Source organism: Enterococcus sp. ARL09-542 (assembly GCF_005234805.1).
GTDB classification, from domain to species: domain Bacteria; phylum Bacillota; class Bacilli; order Lactobacillales; family Enterococcaceae; genus Enterococcus_D; species Enterococcus_D gallinarum.
Window position 1 is genome coordinate 117,300 of record NZ_QPQX01000004.1, and the last position, 22,688, is coordinate 139,987.

Genomic DNA, 22,688 nt, shown 5'->3' on the forward strand with positions numbered 1-22,688 from the left:
CGCTAATCTCCTTGCATAATATAGCCTACATTGCGCAGTGTCCGGATCTCTTTATCAATACCAGTATCCCGAAGATGTTTGCGTAAATTGCTGATGTAGACCTCGACTACTGTGATCGTTGTTTCTGAATCAAATCCCCAAATACGGTCAAAAATTTGCTCTTTCGTCAAAATAATGCCTCGGTTTTGCAAAAAATAAACGAGTAATGCAAATTCTTTTCCTTGGATAGGTAATAGCTTTTCGTCAATCGTTACCTCATTAGTAGAGAGATTGCAGGTCAATCCTTTATAGACCACTTGGTTTTCATTAAATAAACCCAATGAACGTTTTAACAAGGCTTTGCAACGCATCAATAATTCTTCCCGATAAAAAGGTTTTGTCAAATAGTCATCGGCGCCTTTTTGAAAGCCAGCGACCTTATCTTCTAATCCATCTTTGGCGGTTAAGATCAAGACTGGTGTCTGAACAGTGTGCTGTCGTAATTTTGCCAATACTTCATAGCCATTCATTTCTGGAAGCATCAAATCTAGAATGATCAAATCATAAATCCCACTTTGGGCTTCATACAGACCTTCACTCCCATCAAAAGCTTGGCTGATTTCACCAATTTCTGCAACGATTTCTTTAATATTTTCTGATAACGTTCTGTCGTCTTCGATCAGTAATAACTTGATCATTCCGTCACCTCTTTCATTATAAGCATAGCATGAGTAACATAAAAAAAACTTAAAAAAGTGATTTTTGCTTAAGCTGTCTTTAAGTTTCAGCGTCTTAAATAGGGACTATAGCAATCAAAGGAGGAAAATACCATGAAATTAAAAAAGGTATTTCAACGAAAAGAAACCAAGTATCTTTTATCGTCTGAGCAGTTTCAGCCGTTTCTGGGTGCGTTGCAGCAGAGGATGAAGATTGATGAATATGGCCAACACACGATTCTATCTCTTTACTATGACACGGATGATTTTCGTTTCATCCGTCATTCGATGGATAAGCCAAAGTATAAAGAGAAATTTCGCATCCGGAGTTATGGTGTTCCATCTCAGGACAGTTTGGTGTTCCTAGAAATCAAGAAGAAAGTCAATGGCATTGTATATAAGCGGCGTGTTCCTCTAAGCTATTCAGATTATCAATCATGGATACGAAGCGGGGAATTTCCTACCACTATTCAACCACTTCAAATTGCCGCCGAAATTCGTTGGCTATTTAAACAAAACCATGACTTAAGTCCGCGCGTTTTGATTGCCTATGACCGCCTTTCGCTTTTTGCATCAGAAGACAGTGAATTTAGAGTGACCTTTGATCAAAACATTCGTTATCGGGAAAACAATCTGACATTGTCTGAAGGGAGTTATGGACAATTGATAGCGCCAGAGATTGGTGTGTTGATGGAAGTCAAAGCAATGGGGGCCTATCCCCTTTGGTTTGTTGAACAATTGAATCAGTATGGTGTGCGCAAAGCTAGTTTTTCCAAGTATACTCAAACCTACCAACGTCATTTGTTTAAAAAGGAGGATATTCAGAATGTTATCTAGTTTGTTAAGTGATACCGCTACTCTTGAATGGGATGGCTTGATTATTTGTATTAGTGCCTCACTGATTCTGGGTCTCTTAGTTGCCGGAGTGCATATGGTAAAGAATGTTTATACAAAAAATTTTGTCATTACGTTGGCAGTACTGCCGGTTCTAGTACAATCAGTGATTATGCTGGTCAATGGGAATTTAGGAACTGGGGTAGCGATTTTGGGCGCATTCAGCTTGATCCGCTTCCGTTCCGTTCCAGGAGGTTCTCGCGAAATCACCAGTGTGTTTTGGTCCATGGGGATCGGCTTAGCTACCGGTATGGGTTATGTCGGTTATGTGGTGGTTTTTTCATTCGTGGTAGCTGCCTTTTTATTGATGCTGTATACCGTACCCTTTGGCGAACGACGTAAGACGAGCGAACGGGAATTGAAAATAACTATTCCAGAAGACTTAGATTATCCCCAACTGTTTGATGACATTTTTGAGAAATTTACTCATACAGCCAAGTTGGATTCGGTACGCACAACAACCATGGGTAGTCTCTACGAGTTACGCTATCACTTAGTATTGAAGGATCAAACACAAGAAAAGGCTTTGATCGATGATGTACGGACGCGTAATGGCAATTTACCTGTTGTACTCGGTAAAGTTGCGGCTAATCGTGATGAATTATAAGGAGGAAGACCAATGAAAAAAATCTACCCATTGTTTTTGGCACTGTTACTGGTAGCTTGTGCGCAGCAATCTGAAACAAATTCTTCAAGTTCTGCCACTGGAACTTCGGAAGCAACGGTTACGAATGGATCTACTTCTTTGGAAGATACAGATTATTATGGAAAGTATGAAGAAGAGGATTTGGATGCTTCTTATGAGTCATCTTCAGCCATAGCGATAAAACTGGCGGGTTCACAAACGGAAGCTGGAGAAGGATTTACAGTTGATGATCAAACAGTAACGATTACTTCGGCAGGGACATATATGGTCAGCGGTTCTTTGACAGATGGTCAGTTGAAAATCAACGTCGACAAAGAAGCCAAAGTTCATTTGATTTTTGCTGGAGTAAGTATCACGAATGCTAACAGTTCAGCAGTTGTTATCGAGCAGGCAGAGAAAGTCATTACGACATTAGCTGCGGATACAACAAATACGTTAACGGATGGAACGAGTTATACCTTTGCAGAAGGAGAAACCGAACCGGATGCTGCTTTTTATAGCAAAGACGATTTGTCGATCAATGGAGAAGGGAAATTGGTCATTGAAGGCAATTATAGCAACGGTATCCGCAGCAAAGACGATTTAGTCTTGGCAAGCGGCACCTATGAAATCACAGCAAAAAACAATGCGATCAAAGGAAAAGATTCGGTGTCGATTCGAGATGGGAATTATACTCTGACGACTTCTGAAGGAGATGGTATCCAAGCCAACAATACCGAAGATGCTACAAAAGGCTATATTGGGATTGATGGGGGTATATTTACGATCCAAAGTGGTCGGGATGGTATCCAAGCTGAGACAAATCTTAGTATTCAATCAGCAGAAATGACCGTTAAGACAGCTGATGGTGCAGATAGTCAAGCGGTCGTCGCTGATGAAAGTTATAAAGGAATGAAAGCAGGTGGATCCATCCTACTAGCAAGTGGTTCCTATACTATCGATAGTGCGGATGATAGTATCCAAGCCAATGATTCAGTCACCATCAATGGCGGGGAGATTTCAGCAGCGACTGGAGATGATGGCATTCATGCAGACAATGGTTTAACCATTAATGATGGGACGATTATTGTCAACAAATCCTATGAAGGCTTAGAAGCAAGCGTCATCACCATTGCTGGTGGAGATATTCAAGTGCTAGCAAGCGATGATGGGGTAAATGCCGGCGGCGGCAGCGACACGACGGACAGCGGACAATTTGGACAAGATAGTTTTGGAGGAGGACCAGGCGGTGGCGATCAAGCAGACGATAGCAAAGAAGTTGTCATCACAGGTGGAACCTTGTCAATTGATGCTGAAGGAGATGGATTGGACAGCAATGGCAATGTCACAATGAGCGGTGGAATCGTGATTGTCAATGGACCGACGCAAGGCGGGAATGGCGCTTTAGATTATAATGGAACCTTTGAAATTACAGGTGGGACCCTCGTCGCTGCAGGAACCACTGATATGGCAATGAATGTGAGTGGCGGAACACAACGATCAGTGGCGATTACTTTCGATCAATCTCAGGCAGCAGACACGTTGATCACCTTGCAAGATACTGAGGGCAATACGTTATTATCCTATGCACCTAGTAAGGATTTTCAACATGTGGTGATTTCAAGTCCAGATTTACAATCAGCAGACTATACACTACTTAGTGGCGGCAGCAATAGTGAAACTTCTGTTTATGGTCTTTATCAAGGAGGAAGTGTGAAGGATGCTTCTGAATTAGGCACATTATCTTTAACAGATACCCTTTCAAATTTGACTCAATCTGGCGCAACTGCCACGACAAACCAAATGGGCGGATTTGGACGCTGATCAATTCTAGTAGCCCTCGTTGGAGGAACCAAAGAAAGAATACTACGAACGATGACCGCTACAACTTAGTTTATTCTTGCTATACATGATTGGTAAAAAGCCATTAAAGTGTAACATTCTGAAAGGATATTCTAGCCCTCCATTTCCGAGATTGAAGCAGACAGTGTCTAAAGATATCGTGGATAGACCATGCCTATTTTAAGGTGTACTTAAGCTAGTAAACATATAGTCAAGCTACGTTTAGTAGAGGAGGATATGAGATGAATTTTATGAAACGCGGCTTACAAAGTTTGTGGGCAAAGAAAGGTCGAAGTTTGCTGCTAATTGCTGTTTTTTCGGCAATTTTGATTTTTGTTTTAGCAGGATTGACAATCCGCAGTGCTGCTTTAGTCGCAACCGAAAACGCACAAAAAAGCGTGGGAGCGACGGTGACGCTGCAAGCCAATCGGGAGTCTCTTCGACAAAACAGCCAAACAGCTTCTTCAGATACTTCAGAGGGGGAGTCGACACCGCCCGATCCAGGCAGTTTCCAGAATACACCGGTAAATCTTAGTGATGCTCAAGCAATTGCAGCGTTAAGTGGGGTAGCATCCTATAGCTTTGAAGCGAGTACATCAGCCGATGCTGTCAGTGGCATTGAAGCTATTTCAAGTGAGGATGACGAAAGTACAGCGACAGAATCTACGGAGGATTCATCTAGAGCAACGAATGGCCAGCCAAGTGGGATGCCTAATATGCAAGGAGGCAGAATGAGCAGCGGCGATTTTCAAATCACTGGTGTTTCCGAAAGTACGAACTATACAAGTTTTTCAGAAGGCACCGCGAAAATTACCGATGGTGAAGCCATCACTGCAGGAGATGAAGGGACGAATCATGTCTTGATCGAATCAGAATTAGCAGAAGCAAATGGGCTTTCAGTTGGCGACAAATTTGTTATTTCTGATAGTGAAGACAATGAAGTCGAAGTAACGATCAAAGGGATCTATGAAACCAGTGAAGTTGGGAACAGTATGAGCCAAATGTTCAATTTTTTGAACCCAGCCAATACATTGTTTGCATCCTATACTCTCGTTAATACATTGGCGGGTAATGAGGATACGTTAGATTCGGCGACTTATACGTTGAGTGATCCTTCAGAAATGGACAGTTTCGTTGCTCAAGCTGAAAAACTGATTGATACCGATACCTACAGTATCCAAACGAATGATCAAATGTATCAGTCGATGTTGACACCATTGAATAATGTTGCAAGTTTTGCCAAAAATATAATTGTGCTAGTTGCGGTTGCCGGTGTCATCATATTGACATTGATCGTAATGTTGTCGATCAGAGAACGCAAATATGAGATCGGCGTTCTGTTATCTTTAGGCGAATCGCGAATAAAAGTCATTTTACAGTTTTTTACCGAGATTGCTATCTGTATGTTCTTTGCATTGGGAATCGCTGCAGATAGTGGCAATGTTGTAGGGAATATCGTGGGCGAGCAGCTGTTGGCTCAACAAACGACAACGGAACAAGCGGACGCAGGGATGAATGGTCCGGAAGGAATGCCAAGTATGGGCAACGGCGGTCCTAATGGCAGAAGCGGGCTATCCGCTTTTACACCCTCGGCAGAAGTACAAGAGTTAGCTATTACGGTTTCATTCCAAGAAATCGGCTTATTGGCATTGTTAGGTGTAGGGATCAGCTTTGGGTCCATTCTATTATCTTCAGCTGGAATTTTGCGCCTCAATCCAAAAAAAATATTGGTTTCCTAGGAGGGATAGCATGACGTTACAAACAGAAAAATTAGGTTATTGGTACCAAACAGAATCTGAAGCCCTTTTTCGAGAAGTAGATTTGACCTTTGATTCTGGAAAAATGTACGCGATCCTTGGTTCCAGCGGTTCTGGTAAAACGACCTTTCTCTCATTAATCACGGGATTGGACACACCAAAAGAAGGGAATATTTATTACGATAACGAACCGTTGAACAAAATTGGATTGCGAGAATACCGTCGTAAAGATGTTTCTATCGTCTTTCAAGCTTATAATTTGTTGCCCTATATGTCGGCACTGGATAATGTGACTACCGCAATGGCGATTGCCAAGTCACAACAAACAGATAAAAAGGCATATGCTTTGGCAAACCTGGCTAAAGTTGGGATAACTGAAGAATTAGCTATGAAGAAAGTTACCCAGCTTTCGGGTGGACAGCAACAACGAGTGGCCATCGTCCGGGCTATATGCTGTGAACATGAGTTGATCGTGGCAGATGAGCCCACCGGTAATTTAGATGAAACGACCTCAAAAGATATCGTTCAACTGTTTCAAGAAATTGCCCATGAACAAAAGAAATGTATCATCTTAGTGACCCATGAACAAGAAGTAGCGAAAGTCTGTGATGTTGTTTATGAACTAAAAGAGCGTCAATTTGTCATGCGGGACTCCTAATAAACTTGTTACTGAAAGACTAAACTCAAGGCTGTATTTTCTCATCAGAGCGGATACAGCCTTGTCTTGCATCTTGCAGCAGAAACTTCTACAATAAAAGGAAGGGGGCGAGACGATGCGATTACTGATCGATGGGGATGGTTCCCCAGTAAAAAACGAAGTCATTGAATTAGGTGCGCAGTTTGCATTGCCAGTTGTGATCGTCACTAGTGTCGATCACTATACGGCCAAAGAATATCCTGATTTTGTTCATTTTGTCTATGTGGATAAGGGGGCCGATCGAGCCGACTATGAGATTGTTAAAGAAATTCAACCGGGCGATTTTTTAGTCACACAAGATTATGGCTTAGCTTCACTTGTATTACCAAAAAAAGCCCGTGTTTTTCATCATAACGGGACAGAATATTTGCCGGAGACTATCGACTTTTTATTAGGGCAACGGTATTTAGGAACACAAATGCGTAAAGCCGGGAAGCGGACCAAAGGACCGAAACCATTCACGAAAGAGGATCGTCAACAATTCAAACAAGTTCTAGAGCAAGAAATTAAAAAGACGATCCAGCAGTAACCATCATTGAGGAGACTGCTGGATCGTTTATTTTTTTCGAAAACGATCATAAAAATATTTTCCGGCAACGGTGACGATGGCCACAAAGGCTATACAATAGCCAAAGATACCCATTTGATGAACAAAGCTGCCCTGTTGGGGACTTGCAACGACTAAAAGAGAGGAACCTAAAATCACTGCTGCTAAGATAATGCCAATCACTAGCCGATTGATCATTTGATCAAAACGGTCCAGCAGCTGTTTTTGATGGCGGATCTCAATATTCAGACGATGCTTGCCAGTAGCTAGTGTGTTGACAGCAGCTAATGTTCGATCAGGGAGTCGACTGAGTGCTCGGAGACTTTTGGCACTGGCTAACAAACTTTTTTTCATTTCTTCTTCAAGATCCAGCTGCTGCAAAAAGTATTTCTGAGCAAATGGCTGTGTCACTTCCATCATCGATAATTGAGGGTCAAGTGCCTCGATTACTCCTTCAAGCGTTCCGAAAGCTTTAATCAGCAGCGTGATGTCACGGTGCATCTGTAGATGATTGTCATGACAGATAGTGATGACTTCAGCTAATACTTTTTGCAAATCAATATCTTTGATCGGCATGTTGTAATAATTTTCAACAAAAGACTGAAGATCTTGATAGAAATCCACTTCATCGAAGTTTCTTTCCCGACGGCAAAGGCGTAGGACAGCTCTACCAACTTGTTGGGTATCTTGAGTGTACAATGCGATCAAGGCATCTGCCAGCCGACTGCGAAGGGTCTGGTCCATATGTCCCATCATTCCGAAATCTAAAAAGATCAAGCGATAAGGCGGCAGTGTCTCCTCATCCTGCCATTTTAAGGAGTAATCAACACCGCCTAAAACACCAACTTTCTTTTTTACATGGAAAGGAGCTGTTTGCTGATCGGGATCCAGTGGTTGCAAGAAGATATTTCCAGGATGAGGGTCTGCATGGAAAAAGCCGTCTTCAAAGACTTGCTTCATAAAGTTCTCTACCAGCAGGGTACCGACCTCTTTCTTGATTTCTTTTACTGTCCGGTTGGGAAAAAATTGTTCATTGTTTTTTCGAGCAAGCAAACAGTTTAGGTTTTCTCCTTCCATATAGTCCATGACGATGACTTTACGTGTACACCACTGAGGATAGACTTTAGGAATCTCGATCTGCTGCCAGTGGTGATTGAAGTGATAAAACTCTTGCGCATTTTTCGTTTCTTGCAGAAAGTTTGTTTCATTATCCAATGAGCGTCGAACTTCATGCAGAACGCTTTTAAGATCCACCACATTCGTTTCTGGAATATAGCGAATCAAAGGAATCGCTTTTTCAAACAAATCGAGATCTACTTGGATAGCGGAAATAATGCCGGGATGCTGTACTTTGACAACAACTTCTTTGCCATTTTTTAGAGTCCCACGGTGAGCTTGACCGATAGATGCCGAAGCTAAGGGCTTTTCTTGCAAAGTTGTAAAAATGGCTGTCAGAGGTTGTTCCCATTCTGCTTCTAACAGCGCCTGGACTTGCGGAAAAGGATCGCTTTTGACATTGTCTTGCAAGTGTTTGAATTCATTGATAAAAGCGTCAGATAATAAGTCGCTACGGACGGAAAGCATTTGTCCGATTTTAATGAAGGTGGGTCCTAATTCTTCAAAGGCTTTGCGTACAGCGAGGGGATCTTGCTGCTTACTTAAATTTTGAATCACTTTGTATTTGAGAAACACTTGAACGATCTGTCTGAGTCTTTTTTTCTTAGATGGTGATTCCTGTTCCATACGGGCACCTCTATTCTTTAAGTTTCGCTAGTCTAATAGTACGAAGAAATCAAGAAACATTCAACTACGGATGATTTCAGTTGTTAAAATCGGCAAGAAATAATGTCGCAGCTTCGTTTTTGTGCTAAAATGTGGAAGAATTAGTTTTGGTAGAAACAATGAATACAGGAGGAATTTCTTTTGAAAATTATTTTATTATATGGCGGACGCAGTGCAGAGCATGATGTATCGCTTCTATCCGCTTTTTCAGTAGTCAATGCTGTATATTATAATTACTACCAAGTACAATTAGTAATGATCACGAGAGATGGCCAGTGGCTAAAAGGCTCTTTATTGACTGAAGCCCCTACATCCAAAGAAGTGTTGAATCTGACGGATTCGGCTTACCAAGGGACGCCGATCCAACCTGGTGAGATCAAGGAAGAGGATGCGATTGTTTTTCCGCTGCTCCACGGACCAAATGGAGAAGATGGAACGATCCAAGGGTTTCTAGAGACCATCGGCATGCCTTATGTAGGCGCAGGGGTTTTAACTAGTGCCTGTGGCATGGATAAGATTATGACCAAATATATCTTGCAGGCGGCGGGGATTCCGCAAGTTCCTTATGTACCCGTTCTTAAAAACTATTGGAAAGAAAATCCTAAAAAAGTATTTGAACAATGTGAAGGCAGTCTTTTGTATCCAATGTTTATCAAACCTGCCAATATGGGTTCAAGTGTTGGGATCACAAAAGCTGAAAATCGGGAAGAATTGCAAAATGCACTTCAAGAAGCCTACCGTTATGATACACGAGCGATCGTAGAACAAGGGATCGAAGCTCGCGAAATCGAAGTCGCTGTTCTTGGAAATGAAGATGTGCGTACAACAATGCCCGGCGAGATCGTTAAAGATGTAGCTTTTTATGATTACAATTCGAAGTATCTTGACAATAAGATTGAGATGCAGATCCCAGCTCAAATTCCTGAGGAGACACAAGCGAAAGCGCAAGAGTTTGCCAAAAAAGCTTATACGATGCTTGGAGGAAGCGGCCTCAGCCGCTGCGACTTTTTCTTGACGAACAAAAACGAATTATTCCTGAATGAATTGAACACGATGCCTGGTTTTACCGAGTTTAGTATGTACCCGCTGTTGTGGGAAAAAACCGGTCTGCCATATGGTGATTTGATTGAGGAATTGATTCAATTAGGAGTCAACCGTTTTAAACAGCGTCAAGCCTTTTTAACCGATGTCGAATAATCACAAATAGGGAAATCAGTTCAACTCAAGGTGAAGCTTGAAAGGACCATGATCTTCCCTGTTTTTAACTTAAGGAGATAAATAAGATGAATCTATCGATAAAAGAAGTTGCCGCTTTATTTGGCGTAGAATGTGCCGATCAGACAATGATCAGCAGTATAGAATTTGACAGCCGCTTGGTCACTACCGATAGTTTGTTTGTGCCGTTGGCCGGAACGAGAGATGGCCATGAGTTTGCTCAACAAGCACAAGAAAAAGGAGCAATCGCTGCTTTTTGGAGCCATCCGACAATCCAGCCGCCAGAAGGACTAATGATCATCGAAGTATCAGACACCCTAGCTGCCTTTCAAAAGCTGGCAAAATTCTATAAAGAAAAACTGGCGCCAAAAGTAATTGCTATTACAGGTAGCAATGGTAAGACTACCACAAAAGATATGGTAGATGCGGTGGTGGCACAGCAGTTCAAAACCTACAAAACACAAGGAAATCACAATAATGAAATTGGTTTGCCACTAACGATTCTGCATGCACCAGCGGATACAGAAGTTCTTGTATTGGAGATGGGGATGGATCATGCGGGGGAAATCGAGGTCTTGTCACACTTGGCTCAGCCAGATGTTGCAGCGATCACATTGATCGGTGAAGCCCATATTGAGAATCTTGGTTCTCGTGAAGGAATCGCGAAAGCCAAGATGGAAATCACTGCCGGCTTAGACCCAGCAGGATTTTTCATGATACCAGCAGACGAGCCTTTATTGACCCCCTACCTTGCAGAGTTGACTCAGCAGGTAGAAACATTTGGTTTGGGTGAAGGCAATCTTAAAGGAACGATCCAAGAAGAAACCCAAGAACAAACAGCTTTTACGGTAGCGGATCAAGTCTATACGATTCCAGTGATCGGCGGCTACAATGTAAAGAATGCCTTGATCGCGATTGGCATCGGTCGTTATTTGGGGATTGAAGAAGAAAAAATCAAAGCAGGATTGGCTGATTTTCAACTGACAAAGAATCGTACACAATGGCTGAAAGCTGCGAATGGCGCCGCTATTTTAAGCGATGTCTATAATGCAAACCCAACAGCGATGGGATTAGTCTTAGACAGTTTCAGAAAATTGCCTCTGACTGGCAGACGGATCGCTGTGCTAGCAGACATGTTGGAGTTAGGTCCTGATTCAGCGAAGATGCATGCCGGGATGGCGGATCATTTAGATGAAAGGTTCGATTTGATCTTTTTGTACGGTAGTGAGATGCAAGCGTTGAAACGTGCATTGGATCAAAGCCGCTTAGCCGATCGAGTCCATTTCTTTAGCAAAGAGGAAAAAGCGGCGCTGATCACACAACTACAAAAAGAACTGCAGCCTACGGATAGCATTGTTTTAAAGGGGAGCAACGGAATGGGCCTGGTTGAGGTAATTGATTCTCTAACAGCAATGTAAAGTAAGCGTGAAATCTTGCTGAAATTTTCATTCTGTGCTATACTTATTTAATGCCGAAAGATGAAGCACAGAATGATTACTGTAAATAAACATTGACGTTTTGAGATAAAATGATGGCTGAGACAGAAAGATTTGTTTTAGCCTTTTATAATGCCTTCGTGAAGCGGTTTTTCGGTAACAAGAGAAAGATAAGAGATGGGACTGCTCTTGTGTTTCTGAAGAAAGTACGCTTCGATTAAAGAAAACAGGCATCATGATGATGACCAAATTAGGAGGATCCATTTGAAATTTAAAGATCTAGAATTATCAAACGAATTATTGACTTCTGTTGAGCGTGCCGGCTTTGAAGAAGCAACACCAATCCAAGAAGCAACAATTCCCCTTGCGTTGCAAGGAAGAGATGTCATCGGTCAAGCTCAGACCGGTACCGGAAAAACAGCAGCATTCGGCTTGCCAATGTTGGAAAAAATCGACCCAGCAAATCACCAACTACAAGGATTAGTGATTGCACCTACTCGGGAATTAGCGATCCAAACCCAAGAAGAACTATATCGTTTAGGAAAAGACAAAAAAATCCGGGTTCAAGCGGTTTACGGTGGTGCGGATATTGGTCGTCAAATCCGTCAACTAAAAGATCGTCCCCATATCGTTGTCGGTACACCAGGACGTATGTTAGACCATATCAACCGCCACACATTGAAACTTGGCACAGTGGAAACACTTGTTTTGGATGAAGCAGACGAAATGTTGAACATGGGCTTCTTGGAAGATATCGAGAAGATCATCAGCCAAGTACCTGAAGAACGTCAAACCTTACTATTTTCAGCAACAATGCCTCCTGCAATCAAGAGCATTGGCGTAAAATTCATGAAAAACCCTGAACATGTTCAAATCAAGGCGAAAGAAATGACGGCTGATTTGATCGATCAATATTATGTTCGTTCAAAAGACTATGAAAAATTCGATATTATGACTCGTTTGTTGGATGTACAAACACCTGAGTTGACGATCGTTTTTGGTCGGACAAAACGTCGTGTCGATGAATTGGCACGAGGACTAGAAGCTCGAGGCTACAAAGCGGAAGGAATCCATGGAGACTTGTCTCAACAAAAACGAATGAGCGTATTACGTTCATTCAAGAGCGGTCATTTAGATATTTTGGTTGCTACAGACGTTGCAGCTCGAGGATTAGATATTTCTGGTGTGACTCACGTCTACAACTATGATATTCCTCAAGATCCAGAGAGTTATGTTCACCGTATCGGACGGACGGGCCGTGCAGGTAAAGGCGGAATCTCCGTAACTTTCGTTACACCAAACGAAATGAGTTATTTGCATGTTATTGAAAATCTAACTAAAAAACGGATGTCACCAATGCGTCCACCAACCGAAAAAGAAGCTTTTAAGGGGCAATTAGGTGCAGCAATTGAACAAGTAGAAGTGAAAATGGATGAAAACGGGTTGGATAAATACCTCCAAGCTGCAGATGATTTATTGGAACGCTACTCAGCACAAGACTTGGCTGCTTTGCTTCTTAAAACAATCGCGAAAGATCCATCTGATCTTGTCCCTGTGAAGATCACACCAGAAAGACCATTACCGCAAGGAAAGAAATCTTTCAATAAAAATGGTCGTCGCAGCAACAACAGCAACAACCGCAACCGTAAAGACAACGGCGGCAACCGCAGCGGCAAAGCTCGAGGAAATTACAGCAAAGACGGCGCTCGCAAAAATAACCGTCGCAGCAATGACAAAAAACGCGGCTTCGTTATCCGCAACAATCAAGACTAGTCCTTAGAGGTCGCTTTCAGCACCTTTTTCGACACAAAATTATCTGAACTTTTTTCGATCAACCTGCCAATGTGTGCCACTGACCAAGAGGCCACTTGGCGTGATCGATCATTGTTCGGATATTTTTTTTGCCCTTTTTGAGAAAAGACGGTATAGTCAAGGAAAACTGGAGAACGAGCCTCTCAAAAATTTCTTAACCATCCATTAAACCCTTTAGTTTTGAGTGGTAATTCCCTTTTTTTTTGGTAGAATGAAACTAAAATAAATGCAGCTGATGTATTAAATAGATAGATATAAAATCGTAATGAACAGTCATGGAATAAAGGTTCTTGCTGAACAGAAAAGGATAGAAAATGATCAAAGGTATCGGGATCGATGCAGTAGAATTAGCCCGCATCAAAGAATTGATTGAAAACAAACCGCAATTTATTCAGCGTATTTTAACTGAGAAGGAATCTGAACTGTTTTTCAAGCTGCCAAAAAAAAGGCAGATTGAATTTCTTGGGGGACGGTATGCTTGTAAAGAAGCTTTTTCGAAAGCTTGGGGAACAGGAATTGGGAAATTGTCTTTTCAAGATATCGAAGTTCTGACCAACGAGGCTGGAGCGCCCGTTGTTACAAAGGCACCTCACCCTCTACATCAGACGTTTGTCAGTATCACTCATACCAATGAGACTGCCTTTGCGCAAATCTTGTTGGAGAATGAATAATGCCAGAGATAGCGATTCGTTAAGGGAATCACTAGAGAAAGAAGGAAAGTGGAATGGTCGTTTCAATCCATAGACCAACGAAAGCCATTATAGATTTAAAGGCAATCAAAGAAAATGTTGAAAATGAAGTGGCGCGTTTGCCAAAGGCAACGGATTTATTTGCTGTGGTCAAAGCAAATGGCTACGGACATGGGGCTATTGAGACAGCAACAGCAGCTCTAGAAGGGGGCGCTTCCGGTTTTTGTGTTGCGACAGTCGATGAAGGTATCGAGTTGCGGGAAGCTGGATTCAGTGAACCAATATTGGTGTTGGGGATCGTTTCTGTGGCAGATATCGGTTTGCTGAGCTACTACAATCTTTCATTTCCAGTAAGTACGAACGAGTGGTTGCAAGAAGCGGCTGCTTTCTTGCAAAAAAATCCTGTCACCAATCCGCTGAAGGTCCATTTGAAAGTTGATACAGGAATGGGGCGAATTGGCTTTATTTCTAATGAAGAGTTACTCTCGGCTGTCAAATGGCTCCAAGAGCAGTCTTTGTTCACATGGGAAGGGGTTTTCACCCATTTTGCGACGGCCGATCAAGCAGATGATACGTATTGGCAAGAACAAAATCAACGGTTTCAAACCGCATTGGCATGTCTGCCTGAATTGCCAAGGTATGTCCATGCCGGCAATAGTGCTACTGCTTTGTGGCACGCAGAAGCCGTAGGGAACATGGTTCGCTATGGCATTGCGATGTATGGATTGAATCCTTCAGGAACGGCATTGCCAGAAACATATCCATTGAAACCAGCCTTGTCTCTTGTTTCTGAATTGGTCCAAGTGAAATTACTTGAAAAAGGAGCCGGAATTGGCTATGGTGAAACATATATCACGCCGCAAGCAGAATGGATCGGTACGGTACCGATTGGTTATGCGGACGGCTGGTTGCGAAAAATGCAAGGATTTTCTTTATTGGTAGCTGGTGAGTATTGTGAAATCGTTGGTCGTGTATGTATGGATCAGCTGATGATCCGTTTACCCCGGTCATTTCCTGCGGGAACAAAAGTCACATTGATCGGCGAAGATAACGGACAGTGCATCACTATGCAAAAGGTAGCGGAACAATTAGAGACGATTCATTATGAAGTGGCATGCACGCTTTCTGCAAGGGTGCCGCGAGAATATAAAAGTTAGGGTGGTCCTATGGTAAAAAGGGGAGACATTTATTTTGCCGATCTGTCACCGGTCGTTGGATCGGAGCAAGGAGGGATTCGGCCAGTATTAGTGATTCAAAATGATTTAGGCAATCATTTTAGTCCAACGGTGATCATTGCCGCGATCACGGCTAAAATGGCTAAGCCAAAACTGCCGACCCATATTGGGATCTCAGCGACTTGTACAGGGATTGGTAAAGATTCAGTGATCTTGATGGAGCAGATTCGGACAATCGACAAAAGTCGACTAAAGGAGAAGGTTTGTCATCTAGATGAATCAATCATGTGTGAAGTCGATGCGGCATTAATGATCAGTGTGGGAGTCGAGACGGCTTATTCCACGTCGTCGATTCATTCATGATGCTAGGATATTTGTTATTAGCGGCAACACTGATACTATTTTTATTTTATACTTATCAACACTTGCGGCGCTTTTTACGGGAAACTAAAAAGAAACAAGAAGACGTTGAAAAAGGGTATTTTTTATTGAGCCATACATATGAAGATCAGGAAAAAGCAAGTTACTATGGTGTCTTTCAGCAAGGAGAAAAGACATTGACATTGGAGATGCCATTGCAGCTTTACCTGCACACAAGCCCACCGCAACGTGGCGAATTAGTCGCGAAAGATGGCAAAGTCATTGAATTCAATACGTGAATACAAAAAACTTTCCATCACTATATGTGATACGTGAGGAAAGTTTTTTGCATTAGCAGGGAAAATTTTAGCAGAAACGATAAATTAGGAAAAAGAGCCCAGTGTCTAGAACAAGATCGTTCAGTCTTTTATCTTTTTTTATATTCTGAGATCAGAGTGTTGCATTCGTAATTCTGCTTTCAACAAGCCTCGGAGATGAGTTGCTTTATACGCAAAATTCAGTTATAGTATGTAGCGACTATTTTGAAAAGAGGAAGCAATGTGAAACCTTCAATTTATGGATTAACCAAAGAGTCCTTATCTTTGTGGATGACTGAGCAAGAAGAAAAGAAATTCCGCACGAATCAAGTGTGGGAATGGTTATATGAGAAACGAGTAGCGACATTTGAAGAAATGACCAATTTGCCTAAATCATTGGTAACTAAGTTAAATGAATCGTTTGTGATCAATCCTTTGAAACAAATCGTCTTACAAGAAGCCAGCGACGGCACAGTCAAATATTTGTTCCAGTTACCCGATAATCATATGATTGAGACCGTCTTAATGCGTCAGGAATATGGTATGTCAGTCTGTGTGACGACACAAGTCGGCTGTAATATCGGCTGTACATTTTGTGCGAGCGGTCTGCTAAAAAAACAACGAGACCTAACTGCTGGAGAAATTGTCGCTCAGATCATGCTGGTGCAACATTATTTCGATGAATTGAATGCTGGAGAACGTGTCTCCCATGTGGTGGTGATGGGAATCGGCGAGCCTTTTGACAATTACGAGAATGTCATGCAGTTTCTGCAGATTATCAATGATCCGAAAGGACTAGCGATTGGTGCGCGCCATATCACTGTTTCAACCAGTGGTTTAGCTCATAAAATCAAAGAGTTTGCTGAAAATGGCTTACAAGTGAACCTTGCGATTTCACTCCATGCTCCAAATAATGAAGTACGAACTTCGATGATGCGGATCAACCGCAGTTTCCCGATTGAAAAACTAATGGAAGCTATTGACTACTATTTGGAAAAAACCAATCGGCGAATCACGTTTGAATACATCATGCTGGATCATGTCAATGATCGACCAGAGCATGCGCGGCAATTGGTCGAATTGCTCAAGAATAAACGCAAGCTTTCTTATGTGAACTTGATTCCTTACAACCCTGTCAGTGAACATGATCAGTATGCTCGCAGTAAGAAAGAAGATGTTTTAGCATTTTATGACATCTTGAAGAAAAATGGTATCAACTGTGTGATTCGTAAAGAACATGGGACGGATATCGATGCAGCTTGCGGTCAGTTGCGCAGCAAACAGATGAAAAAGCAAGTCACTGCCTAGAAACAAATAAGTCTGACCATGAAGGCGGGAAAGTCGCTCATTGAACAGACTTTTATCAAAAAACGGTACAGGAGACCGTTTTTTCAAAATCAGAAAAGTAGGTGAACGGCACTCTTTGTTGACAGACCGCTGAAAAAGGCCAGCTCTGAGACAAAGACGGGTGCGGTTCCTGCTTTTGCTGATTTTTTTATTTCAGAAAAGAACTGTTTTGGATAACAACAAAGGAAAGCGATTTCTCTGGATTTTTTCAAAATTCCGATACTCATGGCTTGAAAAATCGTCTATACTATAAGAATTGATAGAAATAAAAATAACACACATGATGAAAGGATGATTCCATGGAATGGATCAAATTGATTGGTATTTTGGTAATTCTTGTCGGCTTTTTGCTGAAACTCGACACGATCGCCGTTGTTCTGATCGCAGGATTAGCAACCGCATTAGTTTCGGGGATAGATTTTACTGATTTCTTATCAATGTTAGGAAAGGCATTTGTAGACAATCGTCTCGTGACCTTATTCCTACTCACACTACCAATGGTAGGAATCTCAGAACGCTTTGGATTGAAACAACAGGCCGTTGTTTTGATTGAAAAAATCAAAGGATTGACCCCAGGCAAGTTTTTAAGTTTGTATTTGTTTATTCGAGAACTAGCAGGTTTCTTCTCGATTCGGATCCAAGGACACACGCAATTTATTCGTCCAATCGTAAACCCAATGGCGCAAGCCGCAGCGGAGAACAAGTATGGCGAACTAGAAGAAGCAGATCAGGAAAAAATCAAAGCTCGGGCGGCAGCTAATGAGAACTACGGGAACTTTTTTGCCCAAAATACGTTTGTGGCGGCTTCGGGTGTTTTATTGATCACTGGAACGTTAAAATCATTGGGTTATGACGTAGCCGCCAGTGCAATTGCACAGGCTTCAATCCCTATCGCGCTGATCGTTTTAGTCATTGCTACCCTTTCAAATCTGGCTTTCGATCGCAAAATGTCTAAAAAATATGGCGAAAAGGAGGAAAAGTAAATGGAAGCAATCATCAATAATATTTTAGAATTCTTTTATATTTTGATCGGTCTCTTGTCAATCATGACTGCTGTTCGAGTCTTTAAAGATGCGACCCATCCAACACGACTGGGTACAGCAACATTTTGGCTTTTACTTGGTATCGTTTTTGCTTTCGGAAACTTTATTCCTTACATCATTGATGGGATCATCATTATTTGTATGGGCGTATTGACGTTCTTCAAGCAAGTTCGAATTGGTAAAATCGTGGATGTCGATGAACAAAAAGCAGAACAAGCCGCCGAAAGAATCGGCAGTAAGATTTTTATCCCTTGTATCTCACTAGCAGTCATCGCAGTTGCGATTTCCTACACACCTTTAGGCGGACAAGTTGGGATCGGGATCGCTTCTGTTTTGGCGTTGATTTTAGCAATGGTATTGACCTCTGCTAAACCAAAAACAGTGCTGGATGATTCCGATCGTATGTTCCAACAAGTCGGTACTGCTGGTATCTTGCCACAATTACTAGCGGCTCTAGGCGTGATTTTTAATGCTGCTGGTGTTGGAGAAGTGATCTCCCATGGTATTTCAGATGTAGTACCCGAAGGCAATCGTTTGATTGGTGTGATTGCCTATTGTTTAGGCATGGTTTTATTTACAATGATCATGGGAAATGGCTTTGCGGCATTTACTGTCATTACTGCCGGAATCGGTGTCCCATTCGTAATCGCTCAAGGGGGAGATCCCGTTGTAGCAGGAGCACTGGCGATGACTGCCGGTTTTTGCGGAACATTGTTGACACCGATGGCAGCCAATTTCAATGCATTACCCGTCGCATTACTCGAGATGAAAAATTCGAATGCAGTAATCAAAACCCAAGCACCGATTGCCGTGCTGCTAATTGTGATCCATATCGGATTGATGTACTTTTGGGCATTTTAGTGGTAAAAAGGAATAGAAAGGATGATCAATATGAAATGTTTAGTCACAGGATTTGATCCATTTGGCGGAGAAGAAATCAACCCAGCGTTGGAAGCTGTTAAATTATTACCAGAAGAAATCAACGGAGCAAAGATAGTTAAATTAGAGATTCCTACTGTTTTCGGCAAATCAGCTGAAGTTGTACAAACTAAAATTGAAGAGATCCAACCTGATGTTGTTTTGAATATTGGACAAGCAGGCGGACGTTTTGCTATTTCACCTGAGCGAGTGGCGATCAATGTCGATGATGCACGTATTCCAGACAACGAAGGCAATCAACCAGTAGATGAAGCCATCCAGCCTCAAGGTCAACCTGCTTATTTCAGTCAGTTGCCGATCAAAGCAATGGTAGCTGCGATGAAAGAAGCCGGGATTCCTGCTGTTGTTTCAAATACTGCCGGTACATTTGTCTGCAACCACATCATGTATCAAGTACAATACATGATCGATACAAAATACCCAACGCTTAAAGGGGGCTTCATTCATGTCCCATTCGTTCCGGAGCAAGTTGTTGACAAGCCTGGTCAACCGGCTATGAGCTTACAAGATATTGCGAAAGGATTGGAAGCGGCAATCGGTGCGATTGTCGATTATCAAGGAAAAGAAGACATCAAAGCAATCGGGGGCGCCATTCATTAAGCGGCACGAACAGATTGTCAATTAAAACGAATTGATTTAACGATAGATAGATCAGACAACTAGGAATATAACTTGTAAGAGGATAGGTTGCTTGCGAGAATAGGCCGATGTTGTCTGATCTTATTTATTTCAAGTAACGAGCAAGTATGAAGCGCGGAAAGTCATTTATTCGTCTTTTTATCGATTTATTGATAGAATTCATCTAGTGGAACACGCGAAATGCGAAGGGGGCAAATCATGATCATTACTGAATTTGATAGAGAGAATTATATTTTACGTGATCAGCTGATCGACTTAGCCGTTCTAATTTATCCGTCTACCTATCAAAAAGAGCAGCGGACAGCAGAAGAATTACTGCAGCCGAATAAAGTTGTCATTGCAGCTATTGAAGGAGAGCAATTGGTCGGCTTTGTGAGTGCCTTCCAAAAAAGCGACACTATCTGGCAGCAAGAGATCAGCTTAGTTGATCCCCGACATCCAGATGAACAAATAGGTGAGCGTTTGACTGCCTTTTTGCGAGACGAAGTTGTTGCTGCTGGCGGAGAATGGCTAGTTTCTTAAGTCTTCTAGTTGAACATTGCTTGTCAAAACGGACACAGACAGTTATAGTGGCCAAGATGTTTCTTAAAACTAGTCAAGAGTTGGAACATAAGTTGAAACAAATGATATCCGAATGATCAAAAATGAAGGTCGCAAGAATCATCAAGATTAGCGACAAGACACGGCTGTAAAGTGAGTGTCTTTCATTGATTGTTCGGATATATGCTTGTTTTTTGTAACTTATGACACAACTCTTTTTGTTTTTTTTAAAAGAAAAAATGGTCTTTAAAATAAAAATGAGAAGAAGATGAAAGTAGCATATTTATTAGTTTTCTAGTAATATTTAGTAGAAATTCTTCAAAGTTATTGTCTTTTATCGTGTTTTTTAATGCTAAAAATTGTAAAAAAAGATTGCTTTTTTAATAATTATTAATTAAAATCTAATCTAACTTCAGAAAAGAGCGATTATTCTGAAAATTAAATCAATTAAGGAGTAGTTCAGGATGAAAAATAAATGGGCATATGGATTGGTTGCTGTGTGCGGCTTAGTTTTAGCAGGCTGTACCACAGGTGGTTCAAATAATTCAAGCAGCGGATCAGCTGCCAGCAGCGAAAGCAATGCGGAACAGGTATTCAATGTTGTGGTTCAACAAGAAATGCCAAGTGCCGATTTGTCCCTTGCGACAGATACAATCAGTTTCAGTGCGCTAAATAATGTATATGAGGGGTTGTACCGCTTAGACGCTGACAGCAAACCGCAGCCAGCTGGAGCAGCAGAAGAAGCAGAAGTCAGTGAAGATGGATTGACTTATAAGATCAAATTGCGTGATGACGCAAAATGGTCAAATGGCGAACCTGTAACAGCAGCTGATTATGTCTATGGTTGGCAACGAACAGTCAAGCCTGAGACGGCTTCAGAGTATGCCTACTTGTACGCACCAGTAAAAAATGCGGAAGCTATCACAGCCGGAGAGAAAGATCCGTCTGAATTAGGAATCAAAGCAGTTGGCGATCATGAGTTAGAGATCACATTAGAAAAGGCCACTCCTTACTTTGACTACTTGCTGGCATTCCCATCTTTCTTCCCGCAAAGTCAAGCGGTTGTTGAAGAACACGGGGATCAATATGCGGCAACGAGCGACAATGCCGTTTATAATGGACCTTTTGTTCTTACCGGATTTGATGGACCAGGAACCGATACCGAATGGGCATACGAAAAGAATGATCAGTATTGGGATAAAGATACAGTGAAATTAGAAACCATCAATGTGAGTGTTGTTAAAGAATCAGCGACTGCATTGAACTTGTTCCAAGATGGTCAAGCTGATGATGTCATTCTTACAGGGGAACTTGCACAGCAAATGGCCAATGATGAAGCGTTTGTCTCTCAACCAGAAGCAACGACCTATTATTTTGAAGTCAATCAACGCGATGAAAAATCACCATTCCGCAATGAAAATTTACGTAAAGCAATTTCGTATGCCATTGATCGTGACGCTTTAGTGACATCGATTTTAGGGGACGGCTCAATTGCTTCGACAGGTCTAGTACCAGAAGGCATGACCTTTAGCCCATCCGACAATACTGATTTTACTAAATCAGCAGGCAGTGTTTTAGAATATGATGAGGCCAAAGCCAAAGAGCATTGGGAAAAAGCTAAAGAAGAATTGGGAATCGATTCTCTTGAATTTGATATCTTAGCCTCTGATACAGATTCTACGAAGAAAATCATTGAATATGTACAAGATACATTGCAAAAAACATTGGATGGTTTAACAGTAACGTTAAGCCCCGTACCATTCTCTGTTCGTTTGGATCGTTCCAACGCTGGAGACTTTGATATGTTGATGGGTGGTTGGGGAGCTGACTATGCAGATGCTAGCAGTTTTACAGACTTATTCACGACTGGCAACTCATATAACCGTGGTCAATGGAGCAATGAAGAGTATGATGCCTTGATTAAATCTGCAAGTACGACTAACGTCAATGACCCAGAAAAGCGTTGGGAAGATTTAGTCAATGCGGAAAAACTAATCATGAGTGAACAAGGAGTAATCCCAGTTTACCAAAAAGCAGAAGCTCATTTACGTGCACCAAATGTAAAAGGTGTCGTTGCTCATGCAGCAGGCGCACAATACGATTACAAGTGGACATCGATTGAATAACCACTTGAATGCCTAGCGGCTGGGACAGTAACTGGATACAAGATGACGATTATCGATGAATAGCTGGAATAACAGGCATAACAAAAATGGAGAAGCTGCTGCTTCTCCAAAATGCCAAGTGCTTCACTATTTGTCACGTATGGAAATCTTCTCTTGAATACAGTCTCAGCCGGCTTTTTTTTCTAAAGCAGAAAGGCAGTCGACAAAAGAC

The 22,688-nt window shown here is 41.9% G+C and carries 22 protein-coding genes; 19 read left to right on the forward strand and 3 right to left on the reverse strand.

All coding sequences use genetic code 11. The features are described from left to right. Nucleotides 1-2 precede the first annotated feature (2 nt). The gene (locus tag DVW06_RS06080) at nt 3-677 is read right to left on the reverse strand and encodes a response regulator transcription factor (protein ID WP_003128546.1); all 675 of its coding nucleotides are present in this window, start codon (nt 675-677) and stop codon (nt 3-5) included. A 132-nt stretch (nt 678-809) separates the two neighbouring features. On the opposite strand from DVW06_RS06080, the gene DVW06_RS06085 reads away from it, so the two are divergent. The 6 genes from DVW06_RS06085 (at nt 810) to DVW06_RS06110 (ending at nt 7,039) form a co-directional block, all read left to right on the forward strand. Next, on the forward strand, nt 810-1,532 hold the full coding sequence (locus tag DVW06_RS06085) for a polyphosphate polymerase domain-containing protein (RefSeq protein WP_003128547.1): 723 nt from the start codon (nt 810-812) through the stop codon (nt 1,530-1,532). Continuing rightward, a complete protein-coding gene (locus tag DVW06_RS06090) occupies nt 1,522-2,196 on the forward strand; it encodes a DUF4956 domain-containing protein (protein ID WP_003128549.1) in 675 nt (224 codons plus the stop codon). Before DVW06_RS06085 ends, DVW06_RS06090 begins: the two co-directional genes overlap by 11 nt. A 12-nt stretch (nt 2,197-2,208) precedes the next feature. Further along, the gene (locus tag DVW06_RS06095) at nt 2,209-4,038 is read left to right on the forward strand and encodes a carbohydrate-binding domain-containing protein (protein ID WP_029487300.1); all 1,830 of its coding nucleotides are present in this window, start codon (nt 2,209-2,211) and stop codon (nt 4,036-4,038) included. Between the two features lie 260 nt (nt 4,039-4,298). Next, nucleotides 4,299-5,795, forward strand: coding sequence for an ABC transporter permease (locus DVW06_RS06100; RefSeq protein WP_137264505.1), 1,497 nt, complete (start codon nt 4,299-4,301; stop codon nt 5,793-5,795). Nucleotides 5,796-5,805: 10 nt separating this feature from the next. Continuing rightward, a complete protein-coding gene (locus tag DVW06_RS06105) occupies nt 5,806-6,471 on the forward strand; it encodes an ABC transporter ATP-binding protein (RefSeq protein ID WP_003128554.1) in 666 nt (221 codons plus the stop codon). Between the two features lie 115 nt (nt 6,472-6,586). Next, complete coding sequence (locus DVW06_RS06110; protein ID WP_003128555.1) at nt 6,587-7,039, forward strand: YaiI/YqxD family protein; 453 nt, start codon at nt 6,587-6,589, stop codon at nt 7,037-7,039. Nucleotides 7,040-7,066: 27 nt separating this feature from the next. Here DVW06_RS06110 and DVW06_RS06115 read toward each other — a convergent pair whose 3' ends face one another. After that, nucleotides 7,067-8,800 (reverse strand): ABC1 kinase family protein, encoded by a 1,734-nt coding sequence (locus DVW06_RS06115; protein ID WP_137264506.1) that lies wholly within the window; start codon nt 8,798-8,800, stop codon nt 7,067-7,069. 180 nt (nt 8,801-8,980) lie between these two features. Between DVW06_RS06115 and DVW06_RS06120 the strand changes: the two genes are divergently transcribed. From DVW06_RS06120 to rlmN, 8 genes are all read left to right on the forward strand, one after another. Beyond that, nucleotides 8,981-10,036, forward strand: a complete 1,056-nt coding sequence (locus DVW06_RS06120) for a D-alanine--D-alanine ligase (RefSeq protein ID WP_003128558.1) — start codon at nt 8,981-8,983, stop codon at nt 10,034-10,036. An 86-nt stretch (nt 10,037-10,122) separates the two neighbouring features. Then, nucleotides 10,123-11,472: a UDP-N-acetylmuramoyl-tripeptide--D-alanyl-D-alanine ligase gene (locus tag DVW06_RS06125; RefSeq protein ID WP_003128559.1), complete on the forward strand. Its 1,350-nt coding sequence runs from the start codon at nt 10,123-10,125 to the stop codon at nt 11,470-11,472. A gap of 282 nt (nt 11,473-11,754) precedes the next feature. Continuing rightward, nucleotides 11,755-13,263, forward strand: a complete 1,509-nt coding sequence (gene cshA, locus DVW06_RS06130) for a degradosome RNA helicase CshA (protein WP_003128560.1) — start codon at nt 11,755-11,757, stop codon at nt 13,261-13,263. 353 nt (nt 13,264-13,616) lie between these two features. Beyond that, nucleotides 13,617-13,973, forward strand: a complete 357-nt coding sequence (gene acpS / locus DVW06_RS06135) for a holo-ACP synthase (protein ID WP_003128562.1) — start codon at nt 13,617-13,619, stop codon at nt 13,971-13,973. Between the two features lie 53 nt (nt 13,974-14,026). Continuing rightward, on the forward strand, nt 14,027-15,148 hold the full coding sequence (gene alr / locus DVW06_RS06140; protein ID WP_003128563.1) for an alanine racemase: 1,122 nt from the start codon (nt 14,027-14,029) through the stop codon (nt 15,146-15,148). 9 nt (nt 15,149-15,157) lie between these two features. Beyond that, entirely contained in the window at nt 15,158-15,529 is a 372-nt protein-coding gene (locus DVW06_RS06145; protein ID WP_003128565.1) for a type II toxin-antitoxin system PemK/MazF family toxin, read from the forward strand. Further along, nucleotides 15,526-15,825 carry a hypothetical protein gene (locus DVW06_RS06150; protein WP_003128567.1) on the forward strand — a complete coding sequence of 100 codons (300 nt, stop codon included), beginning with the start codon at nt 15,526-15,528 and terminating at the stop codon, nt 15,823-15,825. Before DVW06_RS06145 ends, DVW06_RS06150 begins: the two co-directional genes overlap by 4 nt. Nucleotides 15,826-16,086: 261 nt before the next feature. Continuing rightward, a complete protein-coding gene (gene rlmN / locus DVW06_RS06155) occupies nt 16,087-17,151 on the forward strand; it encodes a 23S rRNA (adenine(2503)-C(2))-methyltransferase RlmN (protein ID WP_005472777.1) in 1,065 nt (354 codons plus the stop codon). A gap of 89 nt (nt 17,152-17,240) precedes the next feature. On the opposite strand, the gene DVW06_RS17435 is transcribed toward rlmN, so the two are convergent. Beyond that, nucleotides 17,241-17,417: a hypothetical protein gene (locus DVW06_RS17435; RefSeq protein WP_021149086.1), complete on the reverse strand. Its 177-nt coding sequence runs from the start codon at nt 17,415-17,417 to the stop codon at nt 17,241-17,243. Between the two features lie 72 nt (nt 17,418-17,489). Between DVW06_RS17435 and DVW06_RS06160 the strand changes: the two genes are divergently transcribed. The 5 genes from DVW06_RS06160 (at nt 17,490) to DVW06_RS06180 (ending at nt 22,477) form a co-directional block, all read left to right on the forward strand. Beyond that, complete coding sequence (locus tag DVW06_RS06160) at nt 17,490-18,173, forward strand: DUF969 domain-containing protein (protein WP_003128572.1); 684 nt, start codon at nt 17,490-17,492, stop codon at nt 18,171-18,173. Then, entirely contained in the window at nt 18,174-19,094 is a 921-nt protein-coding gene (locus tag DVW06_RS06165) for a DUF979 domain-containing protein (protein WP_137264507.1), read from the forward strand. It abuts the gene before it with no gap. A gap of 30 nt (nt 19,095-19,124) precedes the next feature. Then, on the forward strand, nt 19,125-19,772 hold the full coding sequence (pcp, locus tag DVW06_RS06170) for a pyroglutamyl-peptidase I (protein ID WP_003128574.1): 648 nt from the start codon (nt 19,125-19,127) through the stop codon (nt 19,770-19,772). Between the two features lie 237 nt (nt 19,773-20,009). Then, nucleotides 20,010-20,333, forward strand: coding sequence for a hypothetical protein (locus tag DVW06_RS06175; protein WP_005472773.1), 324 nt, complete (start codon nt 20,010-20,012; stop codon nt 20,331-20,333). 482 nt (nt 20,334-20,815) lie between these two features. Further along, the gene (locus DVW06_RS06180; protein WP_003128576.1) at nt 20,816-22,477 is read left to right on the forward strand and encodes a peptide ABC transporter substrate-binding protein; all 1,662 of its coding nucleotides are present in this window, start codon (nt 20,816-20,818) and stop codon (nt 22,475-22,477) included. The last annotated feature ends 211 nt before the right edge of the window (nt 22,478-22,688 follow it).